This is a genomic window from Marinobacter shengliensis (genome assembly GCF_003007715.1).
Lineage (GTDB): Bacteria > Pseudomonadota > Gammaproteobacteria > Pseudomonadales > Oleiphilaceae > Marinobacter > Marinobacter shengliensis.
In genome coordinates, this window is record NZ_PXNO01000023.1 from 721047 (window position 1) to 736526 (window position 15480).

The window sequence follows — 15480 nt, forward strand, 5'->3', positions numbered from 1 at the left end:
CCTGCATGGCTAGGGAGCTGTCTGCCCCTGCGCAGTATCCTCTTCTATTCGTGCCGGCTTGTCCGGGTGAGCAATGCGGAAAAGCAGGGCCGCCAGGATAATGGCCGGCGCGCCGGTTCCTGCGGTGATCAGGAAGAATCCCACCCAGCCCACGTGTTCTGCAAGCAACCCGGTAAAGCCCGCCGCAAACTGCCCGGGCAGCGTCATCAACGAGCTGAACAACGCGTACTGGGTGGCGGTGTAGGCGGTGTTGGTGAGGCTGGACAGGTAGGCAATAAACACCGAAATGGCCATGCCGCCTGTGACGTTATCGGCAATGATGGCGGCCACAAGGCCCGGTTGTTGGGGGCCAATGATGGCCAGGCCGGCGAAGGTGAGGTTGGTGGCCGGGGCCATAAACGCGGTGAACAACAGCATTCGGGCAATGCCAAACCGTGCTACCAGTGCGCCGCCGACCGCGGCCCCGCTCAGGGTCATGATCAAGCCAAACGCGGCTGCAATGTTGGCGATCTGGGACTTGGTAAAGCCCAGGTCCAGATAGAACGGATTGGCCATCACCCCCATAAAGATGTCACTGATGCGGAAGGTGGCAATAAACAGCAGGATCACCAGCGCCGCTTTGCCGTACCGTTGAAAGAAATCCGCGAACGGGCAGACAAACGCGCCGATCAGCCAGGCGGTGATGTTCTTGCGGGCACCACTGTGTTTGGTGCGGTCCAGGTACCCGATAACCCGCGCCTCCATGGCAAACACTGCCGCAGACTGGCGGTTCTTCGGTTCGGAACTGATCAGCGTGGTGACCATGCCAACGCCCATCAGCAGGGCCATGGTGCCATAGGCCAGGGACCAGCTGCCGACGGCGGCAATATGCAGGGCGCCAGCACTGGCCATAAGCATGGCAACCCTGTAGCCGGTCACATAGCTGGCGGCCATGCCGCCTTGTTCATGGGGCTCCGCGGCTTCCACCCGGTAGGCATCCACCGAGATGTCCTGGGTGGCGGAACCGAACGCGGCGACCACGGCCCAGAGGGCCACCAGCCACTGTTGCTGGGTTGGGTCCGTCAGCGCCATGCCCAGTAACGCGCCGGCAATACTCATCTGTGAAACCAGCATCCAGCTGCGCCGCCACCCGAGCCACCGGGTGAGAAACGGAATGCTGGTGCGATCAACAATCGGTGCCCACAGCACCTTGATCGAATGGGCCATGCCCACCCAACTGAGAAAGCCAATAGTGGCAAGCTCAACGCCCAGATCCCGCAGCCACGCCGTAAACGTACCCCCCACCAACAGCAACGGAAGCCCTGCGGAGAAGCCAAGGAACAGCATGCCGATAACCCGGGGGTTTCGATAAACTTGAAAGCCTTGAAGGAACTTCAGGATAAAACTCTGAGGCATGAACGGCCGTCCGGAGCTGAGTGGAATACAAGAACCGGGATTATGCGGAATTAAACCCCAATGGCCAAGTGAGCGAGCTTTAATGACCTACCGAGCCAATTTGGGGTCAGACCCCAAGACATTTCACCCCATCAAATGTTCTGGGGTCTGACCCCAACTTCAGGAGGAGCAGCTGATGTTGAGGTGTTTGCCCCAGTCTGGCGGCAGGGCAGCATAGTGTTCGAACTCGGGTTGGTCGGCGAAGGGGTTCGCGAGCACCTTTAACAGCTCTTTCAGGGGCGCGTAGTCGCCGTTCTGGGCTTCCATGATGACTTGTTGGGCCAGGTAGTTGCGCAGGATGTACTTGGGGTTTACCTGGCGCATGGCGTATTCCCGTTCGTCGTGGGCGCGGGTTTCGGTCTTGAGGCGGGCCTCGTAGCGTTCGAGCCATTCGTCGGCCACGCTTCGGTCGGCAAACAGATCCCGCACCGGGGTGTTGCCGTGGCGGTGCAGGTTTGAGATGCCTCGGAAGAAGCGGGTGTAGTCTACCCGGTGTTCGTGCAGCATGCTGAAGGTCTCCATGATCAGGTTCATGTCTGAGTCGTCGGTTTCCTCCAGCCCCAGTTTTGCCCTCATATTGTTCTTGAAATGTTCGTTATAGGTGGTTTCGTACCGGCGCAGACCACGGCGCAAGTGGTCCTCATCCATGATTGGCAGCAGGGCGTTAGCCAGGTACTGGCAGTTCACAAAGCCAGTCTGCGGCTGCCGGTTGTAGGCGTAGCGGCCGCCCTCGTCGGTGTGATTGCAGATGTAGCCGGCGTCGAAATCATCGAGGAAGGCGTAGGGGCCGTAGTCGAAGGTATCGCCGATGATGGACATGTTGTCGCTGTTCATCACGCCGTGGCAGAAGCCGACCGCTTGCCAGTCAGCGATCAGCCGGGCGGTGCGTTCCACCACTTCTTCAAACCAGCGTTGGTGGCGTTGTTCTTCCGGCAGACTGATCAGGTGCGGGAAGTGCAGGGTGACCACGTGTTCCAGCAAGGTTTTCAGTGCCTCGGGGCCTTCGTGGTGGGCGGCGAATTCGAAGTGGCCGAAACGGATATGACTTTGCGCCACTCGCATCAGCGCGGCGGCGGTTTCGATGGATTCCCGGCGCACCGGGTCTTTCGCGCTGATCATAAACAGGGCGCGGGTGGTCGGAATGCCAAGACCGTGCATGGCTTCCGAGCACAGGTATTCGCGAATGGTGGAGCGCAGCACTGCCCGGCCATCCCCAAAGCGGGAGTAGGGCGTGGTGCCTGCCCCTTTCAGGTGCCAGTCCCAGCGGGTGCCGTCCGGCGCCAAGGTTTCCCACAGTAACAAGCCCCGGCCATCGCCCAGTTCCGGGTTGTACACGCCAAACTGGTGTCCGGTGTACTTCATCGCCACTGGGTCCATACCCTCCAGTAATTCCGCCCCCGCCCCCACATCGGCCCACTTAGCTTCATCCTTAACATGAAACCCCATCTGCGCCGCCAGATTGTGGTTGAAACACACCATCGCCGGCTGCGACAAAGGCGTCGGCTTCACCCGCGTATAAAAGCTGTCTGGCAATTCCAGGTAACGGTGTTCCACCTTAAAGGCATTCGTGCTCATAGTCTGGCCTGGTTCTTGAATCTAATTTGGGGTCAGACCCCAGAACATTTCACCGCATCAAATGTCTTGGGGTCTGACCCCAGTTACATTGCAGAGCGGGGTGGGGAAATGCAACCACGGTTGATTGTTTTTACGGATCTGGACGGCACCTTGCTGGATCACGACAGCTATAGCTGGCGGGCGGCGAAGCCGGCGATGGCGCGGTTGGGGGCCAATGGCATTCCGTTGATTTTCAATTCCAGCAAAACGGCGGCGGAGATCATTGAGTTGCAAAGCATAATGGGGCTGCGGGGGCCGTTTATTGCGGAGAACGGCGCGGCGGTGGTGATTCCTGCTGGCTGCCTGGGCAATGCGGAGGAAGAAGTGGTCCATGTCGGCAGATCCTATGAGGAGGTTGTTCGCACTATTTTGGTGCAGAGGGAATCCGGTGCACAGTTTCGGAGCTTTGATGACCTGTCTGCGGAGCAGGTGGCGTCGCTTACCCGGTTGACGGTAACGGAGGCGGCCCGGGCGAAACAGCGTTTGGCGACGGTGCCGCTTGTGTGGGATGGCACGGAGGAAGAGCTGGCGCAATTCCGCGCGGCGCTTGAGCTGGAGGGCCTGAAGCTGGTGCAGGGCGGGCGCTTCTGGCATGCCATGGGCACCTTTGATAAGGCGGAAGGGGCCCGGTTCTTGCTGAAGCGTTATCAGGAGCACTTTGGTGAAGAACCGATTGTGACCATTGCCCTGGGCGATAGCCCCAACGACCAGTGCATGCTGGAGGCCGCCGACGTACCGGTGGTGATTCGCGGGGTAAACAGTGATCAGGTTCAGTTGCCGTCGTCCCGGCACGCCATGCGCTCCCTCAAGCCCGGCCCGGAGGGTTGGAATGAATGCGTGCTCAATCTGCTCTTTGAGTACGGCTACCAGTAAAGGAGGAGCCGCCATGGGCGACTTTTACCAGAATGGCATTATCACCACCCTGCACAACCTTGTGCGCCGCCCCGTGGAGGATGTTGAAGCGGACCTGATGAGCTTTCGTAAAGCCCGGCCTATGTCTTTGGTGTTGCCGTCTTTGTACTCGGAGCTGGAAGGGCCTGCGCTTAAAAACATCGTCCAGGAGCTGACCAAGGTTCCGTATTTGGATGAGATTGTGATCGGTTTGGACCGTGCCGATGAAACCCAGTACCGCCATGCTCTGGAGTATTTTTCCGAGCTGCCGCAGCCGTTCAAGGTGCTCTGGAACGATGGCCCCCGGTTGCGGGCGCTGGATATGAAATTGCGGGAGCAGGGCCTGGCGCCGACTGAGATGGGTAAAGGCCGCAACGTGTGGTATTGCTTTGGCTATGTGCTGGCCTCGGGCGTGAGTAAATCCGTGGCGCTGCACGATTGCGACATCCTGACCTATTCCCGGGATTTGCTGGCCCGGCTGATCTACCCGGTGGCGAATCCCGGTTTCAACTATATGTTCTGCAAAGGCTATTATGCCCGGGTGGCGGACGGCAGCATGAATGGCCGGGTCAGCCGCCTGCTGGTCACGCCGCTGATTCGCGCACTTAAAAAAGTGTGTGGGCCGAACGATTTTCTGGATTATCTGGACAGCTACCGCTACCCGCTGGCGGGCGAGTTCTCCTTCCGCACTGATGTCATCAACGACCTGCGCATTCCCAGTGACTGGGGCCTGGAAATCGGCGTGTTGTCTGAAATGAAGCGCAACTACGCCACCAACCGCTTGTGCCAGGTGGACGTCGCGGATGTTTATGACCATAAGCATCAGGAGCTGTCGCCGGAAGACGCCAGCCGTGGCCTGTCCAAGATGAGTGTGGACATCTCCAAGGCGCTGTTCCGCAAGCTGGCCACTAACGGTGAGATTTTCTCAAACGAGAAATTCCGCACTATCAAGGCCAGCTACTTCCGTATTGCCCTGGATTTTGTAGAGACCTACCAGAACGACGCCATCATCAATGGCCTGAGTTTCGATCGTCACAAGGAAGAGAAGGCGGTGGAGCTGTTCGCCCAGAACGTGATGCGCGCCGGCGCCTATTTCCTCGACAACCCCATGGACACGCCGTTCATCCCGAGCTGGAACCGGGTAACCAGTGCCATTCCGGATATCCGGGAGCAGTTGCTGGAGGCGGTGGAACTGGATAACCAGGAGTTCCGGCCATGAGCCAGACCCTCGACAGCAAACTGGTGGCCATGCTGGAAGTGGTCTACCCGGCGGTGGACTGTGCCTTTGTGGCAGAGCAGTTGATGGATGCGATGGCGCTGGCGCCCGATACCGAGGCGCCGCCGGCGCACCAGAACCATTGGGACCCATCGGACATTGTGCTGATCACCTACGCCGATACCGTTCAGCAGCCGGATGAGAAGCCATTGGTGACTTTGAAGCGGTTTCTGGACGACTGCCTGCAGGACGTCATCAGTGCCGTGCATATTCTGCCGTTTTTCCCATACAGCTCGGACGATGGCTTTTCGGTGATGGATTACCTGGCGGTGAACGAGTCCCACGGTGGCTGGGAAGACATCGAGGCCATCGCGGGGGACTACAAGCTGATGGCTGACCTGGTGATCAACCATATGTCCGCCCGCAGCCGATGGTTTGAGAATTTCCGAAAGCGCGTGGGGCCGGGCAAGGATTACTTCTTTGAGGGCAACCCGAAAGACGATTTAAGCATGGTGGTGCGCCCCCGAACCTCGCCGTTGCTGACCCCGGTGCAGACCGACGACGGCGAGCGCCATGTATGGTGTACCTTCAGTGAAGACCAGGTGGACCTGAATTTCGCCAACCCGGAAGTGCTGATCGAGTTTGCCCGGATTATCCACTATTACCTGGAGCGTGGTGTCAGGATCTTCCGGCTGGATGCGGTGGCGTTCTTGTGGAAAGAACCGGGCACGCCCTGCATTCACCTGCAGCAGACCCACGAGCTGATCAAGATTCTGCGGCTGTTGATTGAACATCACACGCCGGATGCGGTGGTGATCACCGAAACCAACGTGCCCAACCGGGAGAACCTGACTTATTTCGGCAACGCCAACGAAGCCCATGCCATCTACAACTTCTCGTTGCCGCCACTGCTGATCAATACCCTGGTCACCGGTAATTGCCGGCACCTGAAAACCTGGCTGATGAGCATGCCGCCGGCGCAGATGGGCACCACCTACCTGAACTTCATTGCCTCCCACGACGGCGTTGGCCTGCGGCCCACTGACGGCCTGTTGGATGAGGACGAGAAACAGCGGCTGATCAACACCATGGAGTCCTTCGGCGGCAAGGTATCCTACCGGCGCACCGCCGACGGCCGGGACCAGCCCTACGAAATGAACATTGCCTTGTGGGATGCCCTCAAAGGCACCGCCGAGGGTGGCGCAGACCACTGGCAGTTACAGCGATTCCTTTGCGCCCACACCATTATGCTGGCGCTGGAAGGTATTCCTGCGTTCTATATTCACAGCCTGCTGGCGACCGAAAACGACCATGCCCGGGTAGAACACACCGGCCGCTTCCGCTCTATTAATCGCGGCCAGTGGCAGCTGGATGCCGTGGAAGCCGCCCTGGCGGACCCACTCAGCCACCACAGCAAAGCTTTCACCGAACTCAAGCGCCTGATCGCCATCCGCCGCGCCCAACCCGCCTTCCACCCCAACGCCACCCAGTTCACCCTGCACCTGGGCCTGCAGCTGTTTGGCTTCTGGCGCCAGAGCATGCGCCGGGAGCAATCCATCTTCTGCATCCACAACATAAGCGACGAAGTGCAGCAAGTGGCCCTCACCGACATCAACCTCATCGGCACCGACCAGTGGACCGATTTGCTCTCTGGTATTGCCGTTGACGACCTGGCCGGTGTGCTAACCCTGAAACCCTACCAAAGCGTCTGGCTCTCCAACTAAGTTGGGGTCAGACCCCAGAACATTTGATGGGGTGAAATGTCTTGGGGTCTGACCCCGCCTTGAGTTTTGGTTGGGGGGTTCCTATAATCGCCGGCCATTCGATGTTTGATTGCCCATGGAGGGGTGGATGACGATGCGGAGTCTCGTCGTGCTTTCTTTTGTTGTTGTGCTCGGTGGTGCCGGTTTCATGTGGGTTACCAAGAGCACGCTCGCCTTTAGCCCCGCCGAGGGGGATGTTCGCTACTTCAAGGTTGCGGAACAAGTCGAATACTGGGGCCCGGAAAAGCGCCTGGCGCCCGAAAGTACGCTGGTCATGAGAAGCCTTCTCAGAACCGACGCCGGCCCCCTGCAAGATGATGGTTACGAGATCCGCTCCCGGGCGCTCCGCACTCACTTCTCCCGTAATGGCAGGCAACTCTTCAATGCTGGTGGTGCGGCGGCCTATGGTGCCGACATCGAGGCGATGGCCGGCCTGGCGACGTCCGGTGTTGTGCAGCGGATTTCTGAGCGCGGCAAACTGTTGCAAAGCGCCTATGCGGACTCCCGTCTTGCCTCAATCCTGCGATCTGAGCGCGATGAAGATGATGTGGCCCGCAACATGTTGCATCGCGGCCTCAGCGTCTCCGCACCGTACCAAGTTGATCTGTCTGGCGGTAAACCCCGCCTGGGCGCAACCTGGAACACGCCACCGCAACACATCGCCGGCGTTTCTATGCCTGCGCTGAAATACGAAGTCCGCTATATCGACGAGCATTCGCTAACACTCAAATTTCGGAACCGAGATGCAGGTGTTGAAGGCGCTCGAAAAGTAGAGGGGTATCTGGAGCTTGAGCGGCACAGTGGCTGGCCTCTGAGAGCCGGGGCAACGATCACCGAAGAGGCCAACCTGGATGGCGAGCCGATGACGCAGATCAGCCGGATTACCCTGGAGCAAACCGGCGTTGATCCGGTCACGCGCCGTGACCGACTCAGGTTCAACGCCAAGCGTGCCATGTTCGCCTATGAGCTGGAGACGGATACCGAATTATTCCAGAACTATTTTTTACCGCCTTTTGGCCCATATACGCCAGAGGAGTCTTTGGCGTGGCTGGATCGAACGCTGCTCTGGTTTGGCCCCGGGCAAAGGGGCAAAAAGCATGGCTTGAACTATCAGCCCCATGGACTGGACGTCTCCAGTTTTGAGTTCCACGCGCCAACAGCGGTGCGCCTTCTCTCTGAGGAGGGAGCTCCCGTTGCGGAGGATGTGCAGGTTAATCCGGATTTTCTGTCGAGAGCCTGGAAAGAAAGCCTGCTTGATCCGGGCTCTGGATTAAAGCCCTTCTTATCAGATGGCCTGAGCGATGACCAGCTGGCATTGGTCGATCGGGTAGAGGTAGATCTGAGCGTTACCACGCCGGACGAACTGTTTACCATCACCCTGAATCGTGGCGACACGGAGCACCACGTGGTCGGAGCTGGTGTCACGTTGACGGTTGAGTCCTGGTCTTACGATAAGGCCCTTGTTCGCATGAGCCGGGATGACGGCTACCTTCCTCAAGACCAGCCTTTGGTCAGCGTGGTGCCACTAGACCGAAACGGTGAGCGGCTTCCGGCCTTCACTCCCAGAACCAGTCACTCGCTGGTTGAGCCGATGAGGGCGGCCTTGCTTAAGGAATATGATTACGTTTCGCCCAGCACGTTATCGGACTACTTTGCCGATCAGGTCGCTGTGGAGATCCTGGCGAAGCCGCTTCAGGAGCGCCGCGGCGATATGATCTACGAGATCTCCGTGCCGGAAGGCTCCACCTTTGAGGCGCTGGTGGTCTACCTACACAGCACCCAAACGGAGGCCAGAACCCTGGTGGCCAGAAATGCTGATGCTACGCTCAGTGGCGGCCCCGTGATCGGCGAACGTTTTCTTAACAGAACAGAGTTGTCCGATTTACCCCCTGTATCGTTGCACTCAGAGGACGTCTCCACGAGAGGCCTGTCGACGAACTGGCTCAGTGTTGGTTTGCCCGATGGCCTGGGTGATCGCTGCGAACTGTCCGTTGCTGGTGCGCCGGAGTACCAAAGGAGCCCGCTCGATTTCTCCTACCAGAGCTTCGGAGAAAGGAAAGGGCATCTTCTGACAACCGCTCACGGTGTTTCATTCTTCTACGATTACGCGGTCGATGTGTTGGTGGATTGTGTAACCGGTGTTGAGATGAAAACCTCAGCGCCGGGGTCCGACCCGGAAGTGCGCTGGCTGGATGACAACACCGTGGAGGTGTCTGAGGCCCTGCACCAGAATCTCAAATGGGCGCGCAGAGGTTTCGGTTTGCGAAGCGAGCTTCCATTCGTTGCATTCAGCAAGGACGGTTTGGCGCTGGAGCCGCTGACGGAAGGCGTATATGGGAATTTTGCTATGTATGACCAGCCTGTAGGTCGTCGCTTCCGGTTTTGGGGTGAGGTGGCGGAAGTCCGGTATCCGGCCCGTGTGAATCGCGAATCCATTCAGTTGCCGGTGCAGTTTCCGCCACTTCCCTGATTTGCCAGAACCTTTTGTGTGGACATAGTCATGATGAATCGACGACTCGTTTTTATTCTTTTGCTTTTGCCCCTGTTTGTTCAGGCAGGCCAACGTGTCTGGCTGCAGGAGGACTGGCGCTACTTTGATGGGGCAGACCCGGATGACCGCAGGGCAAAGTATCTCGAATTGCCCTTTGCCAAAGAGGGAGAACGGTACCGGGTAGTGGTGCGTTATCCGGACGGGCAACTTGCCCTGGAAGGGCAGTCCCTGACGCCGGAGTTTAATCGCTACGCTCTGCTTGGAGGCGTTCGGGAGTATTACCCTGATGGGCAGCTGGCTCGGAAAACACACTATGTTCCGCGTGATGATGTATGCAACTGTGGGCGATCAACGCCGGTTGAGCACGGTGAGTCTGAGGAGTATTTCCCGAACGGCCAGCTAAAGCGCAAGGTTACCTACTATGGCGGTGGTTTGGTCGATGGCGATTACCAGGAGTTCGACTCTGAAGGCAGGGTTGTCCGCGCCTACACGATGAAAAGCTACCGAAAACAAGGCTTTTACACCGAGTACCGGGGCGGCAGGCTGGTGCTGGAAGAGCAATACGTAAATGGCCGGCGCCAGGGAATCCAAAAGAGCTACTATCCAGACGGTGCCTTGAAACGCATCTACTTTGTTGGTCAGCACTTTGAGCCTGAAGGCGAGGACCGCACCTACAGTGAAGTTGGCTTATTGAAACGCAATGTGATGCGAGTGCTGGATGACAGTGGAAGAGAAGTTGAGCGACGTGAGGAGCACTACGGCGAGGCGGAGCAGTTGCGGAGTTTGCATCATAAAAAGCCCGGCTGGGAGCTAGCGGAAGAGTATGACGAAAACGGCAACCTTGTTGCGCGCAAGGAGGAGGGGCCGCACGGTTACCAGGGCCTGTTCATCCAAAAAGACTGGCGCAACGTGATAACCGCTCATTACGTGGATGGTGTGTTGCACGGGCGATTCGTCGAGACGTCTTCAGGGGAGGAGCGAGTTGAAGGCAACTACGAACATGGCAAGAAAACCGGCTTATGGCTGAGCGTGGCGCGGGATGGCTCTCGTGAAGAGGCTCGTTACGAAAATGGCAAACTGCATGGGTTGATGCAGGTGATGGATGCCGATGGTATTCGCAGGGCTTATATCACCTACAAGAACGATGAAAAGCATGGCCCGGCAGACCACGAAACAGAGTCGGGTAATCGGGTGGTGACGTCTTACCATGAGGGCGAACCAGACGGCGATTACCTTGAATACACCAGGCATGGCCGGCTGATTGAGAAGGCCCACTATCGCCGGGGTAACCTGCACGGTGCCCAGTATAGCTTTGACCGCGAGGGCCGGATGGCAAGCAAGCGAAGTTACCGTAATGGCGTTCCCCACGGCGAGTTTCTTGAAACGGGAGACTTCGGACAGCACCTCTTCAGCCTTCACTATGACAACGGGGAAAGGGTGGGAGAGGGCTCCTTCTATATGGATTTATCCCCGGATTCAGGATCAGGGACGATCACTCGATGAAAAAAACTCTTATTTTGCTAGCAATCGTTTCCGCCCTCGTTGTTCTTGGATTTCTGGTTCCAGGCATGGCGGGTTCTGGGCAGGAAACGCCATCGCAGCGAGTCTTTACGGGGCTGGCATTCGGCGGTGAGGGTGTGTTTGCTGTCGGGGAGGCGGGGGCTATTCGGGTGTCTGACAATAACGCGGACAGCTGGCAAGTGGTCAGCTCAGGCGTTGAGCACACGCTGACCGCCATTGAGTTTGTCACCGAAAAGCAGGGCTGGGTTACAGGGCACAATGGCATTGTTTTGCAAACCCTGAATGGAGGTAGAAGCTGGCAGCAGGTGCAGTTTGCCGGTGAAGAACACCCGAATTTGGCATTAATGGATGTCACGTTTGGCAAGGATCAACAAGGGCTGATTGTTGGTGAGGATAATCTGATATTGGCCACCCGGGATGGCGGCGATAGCTGGTCTCGCGAAGTCTATGAAGCCGGGCGATATTCTTCCATCCATAATGCCGCGCTGTTGCTCGACAGTGGCCATGCTCTGATTGCGACCAGCGCGGGCGAAATGCTGGTTCGCTTGCCGGGGGAGCGCAAGTGGAACCGGGTGCATGGGCCTGGTCGCAAGGCTCTGCTCGGCATGATCGATCTGGGGTCTGGTAGGATACTGGCGTTCGGTTCTCATGGGCTGATACTGGAAACAGCGGATGCGGGAGCCACCTGGAATGAAGTTAAAACCACCAGCTCCGCCAACTACCTGGCTGGTGCACATCTTGGTGATGGCAGCGTTTTGCTGGTTGGCAGCGAAGGCATGGTGGTTCGCCGTCATGCCGGAGAGGCCATGTTTCTGCAGGATGAACATTTGCCGCCGGGAACCTTGACCGGAGTTGTGGAAGGACAGAATGGACGACTACTGGTAACCGGTGCTCAGGGAACTGGTTTTCTTGCCGACAATGATTACCACTTTGCAGGCACGGATAAGGCGAACCCGTACACGGGCTACCTGCTGACCAAGGCGCTTTTGCATCGTCCGGAGGTGGTGCGGCTTCTTGATCTGAACACCAGCAGCTTTCGGCGTTCATTCGGCGATGCGCCGAAGGACCAGGCAAGCTGGGTCTCTGTGAATGTCTCTGCCAGATCGGAAGCAGACGATGTTCTGACGCCTGCGGTGTTTAACGATATTCACCAATTGCACGAAGCTCTGGCAGAGCAGCGGTTGCAAGGGAAGCTTGGTCTCTTGGGTGTGACGTCTCTTTGGAGCGAGGATCAGACGCACATTGTTCTTGACAGCTCTACAGGAACCCATCACCCGGTAGTCTCACGTTCCAGGGACTATAGCGATGAAGAACGACCCTACCTTGAAAGACGCATCTTTCAGTCCGGACTGGCTGGCAATGTCGTCTCTGAAAATTTCCGGTCCATGACTCTGCAGGCCGAAGTTGACTTGTCTGAAGAGGTGGACGGCAATGCACCCTCAGCGTTGGTTTCATTTTTCAAAGACTATCAGAACAGCTTTGACGCACAGTCACCCGCCTATACGGTTGATAAGCTTGAATATGTGAGCTTGCAGAAGTTATACGAAACTTTGCCGGACACCGAAAAGGGGGCTGACAGCCAGGATATACCAGCACAGTATCTCTACGAGATTGCTCTGAAAACGGCTGATTCGCACCGTTGCAGCACCGAAGAGGCATTAAGGTTGTCTGCCGATCTTGAAACTCACCTCAGTGGTGCATCTCTGGGTGGGGAGCTTCTCTCCGTGGCCAAGCTGTTCAAATACAATCAGGTAGCCAGGCACGATGGAAACTGGAAGTGGTTCTCGGCCGACGGTTATCAGCAATGGTATAGCCGTGGTGTGCACCTGCTTTGGGAGCATTCGAGCTGTGTGAACCCGTTAGCCCTTGTTATCGGCAAGCACGGAGCAAAGGATGAGTCAGGACGAATAAGCGAGATGCTGGGTCAGTTCGAGGAAGCAAAAGCGCTGGCAGAATCCGACAAAAGCCTGAATTTGAATGTATACCGGCTTGACCGGACCGCACTGACGATGCACTGAATGAACAAACTGAAAATCCATGGAAAGGACATGAATGATGAGGATTATCGCAGTATTGGCCTGCGTATTTGCGCTGGGTTTAGCGGGGGTTATCTGGCTATCCGATCAAGAGACCCTGGCCTTCGATCCCGAAGCAGGCGATGTTCGCTACTTTGTTGTCGATCAGACTTCAGACGTGAGCATGCCGGGGTGGGCTAATCGAAAAGGTATCTCCAGTCATACAAACAGTATCCTTCGCAGCGAAGTTGTTCATGCCGGGGATGATTTTACCGAGTTACGCTCCGGGGTGGTCAGGGCTTCGGAGCGAGTTGGCCGTCGAACGCTGGTCGATACAGAGTCCGTCGGTCGCCAGAGTGATGAAAAGACCCGACTGGCGGACTTCCTCAAAGCCGGTGTGGTTGAGCGCATCAGCCATGGCGGGGTGCCGATGGATGTGTCGTATCAGGGGCCTTCAGATGGACTCGAAAGCGGTGAGGCGCGGCCAGAGTTTCTTCAGGTTGTGCTGCTCAGAAGCCTTCGACTGTTTGCGTGGTACCCGGCTCAGTTTCCGAGCGATGAACTTGCCGCCGGAATGACGTGGCAAACAGCGGAGCGGGAGATGGACGGCTTAACCCTGCACCCGCTCCAATTTGAAGTCAGTCATCTTGATGATCAGACCGTGACCTTGACGTTTGGCCCTCTTGATCCTGAGCGTGAGGTTCAGGCGAATGCCTACCATATTTCGGGTTACCTTGAGCTGGAGCGAGAGAGTGGCTGGCCGCGGCAGGCTGCTGCAAAGGTTCTTGGTGGGGCAAATTACCGTGGAACCATGTTCGAGGTAAACAGCCGCCTGTCGCTCAGGCAGACGGATATACCTTCAGGGCCCGAGCCGGACCGGTTGCTTTCTCAGGCCGAGTGGTCTGTGCGGGCTCTCCCGGTTGACACATCCAGTTCCGAGTTCGCCCGTCACTTTAAACCCCCATTCGGGGCAGTGTCGGCGGATCAGGGATTGGCAAAGCTGAGCAGAACATTGGTGTGGTTCGGAATGCAGCCAGTTGACTATGGCTACAGGCGAGGTCTGGGGGTCGAACCACAGGTAAACTCAAGCGATTTGGAGCGAGTGCAGTTCTCGCCAGTGACAGCCGTGCGACTGCTGGGCTCGGACGGGGAGCCAGTGGGGAATAATGTAGTGCCCAATCCGGATTTCACGTTACTCAAACCGGACGCTGGTCAGAGCCGACCCCGGTCGGACCGGTTACCTTTTCTAAGGCAGGAGTTAACGGATGATCAGCTCGAATCTGTTGATACGATTGAGCTCGACATGAGGGTAACGCGGCCAGACAAGATGCAAACGGCCCTGTTAACGCCGTCGCAGAAGGAGATTGAATTAGACAGCGCGGGTTTGACGTTGACCATCGAAGACTGGAGCCCCGAGCGGGTGCGCATCCGGGTCGAAACAGAAGAAGGTATTCCGGTGGGTGAATTACCGCCCGTAATGGGGTACCCCGTGGACCAGTCTGGAGACGCGGTTCCCCAGTTTACGATGCGAATGGCCCATTCCACGATTGAATCGGCATTAGCGGCGATAGACACCGCTTCAGCTAATACCCGCGGGGGAAAGCGGGAAATGGCAAAGGTGTTCCTCGATTACCTTGAAGCACTGCCGCCTCATGAGAAGAGAGGTGTGTTCATTTTCGAGTACACCGGAACACAATCACATCCGGTGGATCGTCTTCAGTTCCACTATTACAGCACCAGGACGGAAGAGATTACCCTGACGGTCCCTTCGGCGCTTACAACGCTCAGTGGCGGTAGAGTGGTATCCGAGAGAACGCTGTACCGGGGTAACGTGCCAAGATTTGACCTGAAGTCTGAGCGTGATGAGGCTGCGAGCTATCGGATGGAGCGCAGTGCCCTGCCGATGGTGTCGGCGGGTGGTAATTCGCAACTGGAGCAGGTTGAGAACGGCACGCTTAAAGTCAGTGCGGAGTTTTTGAAAACGCTGCAGGAGGTGCAGTCGGCGTTCAGCCTCAAGCAGCTGCCATTGGTCGCCTTCAATGAGGAAGGCGGTGCGCTGTTCCCCCTCGGCAATGGCTGGCCCGGTCCAGAGCTTGAGCGGCTTCAGGATGGTAGTGGTCTGATCCGTTATTGGGGGGACATTGACTCGGTGGAGTATCCTGTGAGTGTTCTGCAAGGTGCTCGTTGAGTAGGCGTTGGTTGCCATTGGGAATATCATTTTGTTGAGGAGTAGCGCAAAGAACGGTGGTTTGTAATCCACGACTGTGCGGTTATAATCGGTCGGGCTCAGGATGAGTCAGTTACAAACCACTATTCTTCAGGGACCGAAGTCATGCCCCAGGCAAGCGGATTGCAGTTCACCGCCCGTGTAGGCGAATTCCCCTCAGATCACTTTTCGGTAGTTGGCTTTAAGCTGGCCGAACAGCTGTCTTCCTTGTTTCATGGCCGGTTAGAACTGGCGAGCACCGACCCCGATGTGGCCGCTGCTGACGTTCTGGAACAACCGGTGGACCTGGTGGTGTGGCAAGACGGCCA

General features: G+C 57.4%; 10 protein-coding genes. 8 read left to right on the plus strand and 2 right to left on the minus strand.

Going from position 1 to position 15480, the window contains the following annotated elements; all coding sequences use genetic code 11:
• Positions 1 to 9: 9 nt before the first annotated feature.
• On the minus strand, positions 10 to 1395 hold the full coding sequence (locus tag C7H10_RS12570; RefSeq protein WP_106695133.1) for an AmpG family muropeptide MFS transporter: 1386 nt from the start codon (positions 1393 to 1395) through the stop codon (positions 10 to 12).
• A gap of 159 nt (positions 1396 to 1554) precedes the next feature.
• Complete coding sequence (locus C7H10_RS12575; protein ID WP_106695134.1) at positions 1555 to 3009, minus strand: protein adenylyltransferase SelO; 1455 nt, start codon at positions 3007 to 3009, stop codon at positions 1555 to 1557.
• A 108-nt stretch (positions 3010 to 3117) separates the two neighbouring features.
• On the opposite strand from C7H10_RS12575, the gene C7H10_RS12580 reads away from it, so the two are divergent.
• The 8 genes from C7H10_RS12580 to C7H10_RS12615 all read left to right on the plus strand — a co-directional run.
• Positions 3118 to 3921, plus strand: a complete 804-nt coding sequence (locus C7H10_RS12580; RefSeq protein ID WP_106695135.1) for an HAD-IIB family hydrolase — start codon at positions 3118 to 3120, stop codon at positions 3919 to 3921.
• A 13-nt stretch (positions 3922 to 3934) separates the two neighbouring features.
• The gene (locus tag C7H10_RS12585; protein ID WP_106695136.1) at positions 3935 to 5158 is read left to right on the plus strand and encodes a glycosyltransferase family protein; all 1224 of its coding nucleotides are present in this window, start codon (positions 3935 to 3937) and stop codon (positions 5156 to 5158) included.
• A complete protein-coding gene (locus tag C7H10_RS12590; RefSeq protein WP_106695137.1) occupies positions 5155 to 6879 on the plus strand; it encodes a sugar phosphorylase in 1725 nt (574 codons plus the stop codon). Before C7H10_RS12585 ends, C7H10_RS12590 begins: the two co-directional genes overlap by 4 nt.
• Before the next feature lie 148 nt (positions 6880 to 7027).
• Positions 7028 to 9388, plus strand: a complete 2361-nt coding sequence (locus tag C7H10_RS12595) for a hypothetical protein (protein WP_106695138.1) — start codon at positions 7028 to 7030, stop codon at positions 9386 to 9388.
• 30 nt (positions 9389 to 9418) lie between these two features.
• Complete coding sequence (locus C7H10_RS12600; protein WP_106695139.1) at positions 9419 to 10912, plus strand: toxin-antitoxin system YwqK family antitoxin; 1494 nt, start codon at positions 9419 to 9421, stop codon at positions 10910 to 10912.
• 65 nt (positions 10913 to 10977) lie between these two features.
• Positions 10978 to 12948 carry a YCF48-related protein gene (locus tag C7H10_RS12605; protein ID WP_167392902.1) on the plus strand — a complete coding sequence of 657 codons (1971 nt, stop codon included), beginning with the start codon at positions 10978 to 10980 and terminating at the stop codon, positions 12946 to 12948.
• A 34-nt stretch (positions 12949 to 12982) separates the two neighbouring features.
• The gene (locus C7H10_RS12610; protein ID WP_106695141.1) at positions 12983 to 15133 is read left to right on the plus strand and encodes a hypothetical protein; all 2151 of its coding nucleotides are present in this window, start codon (positions 12983 to 12985) and stop codon (positions 15131 to 15133) included.
• A 144-nt stretch (positions 15134 to 15277) separates the two neighbouring features.
• Positions 15278 to 15480, plus strand: a 203-nt coding sequence (locus C7H10_RS12615) for a hypothetical protein (protein WP_146136814.1), incomplete at its 3' end; no start/stop codon positions are given.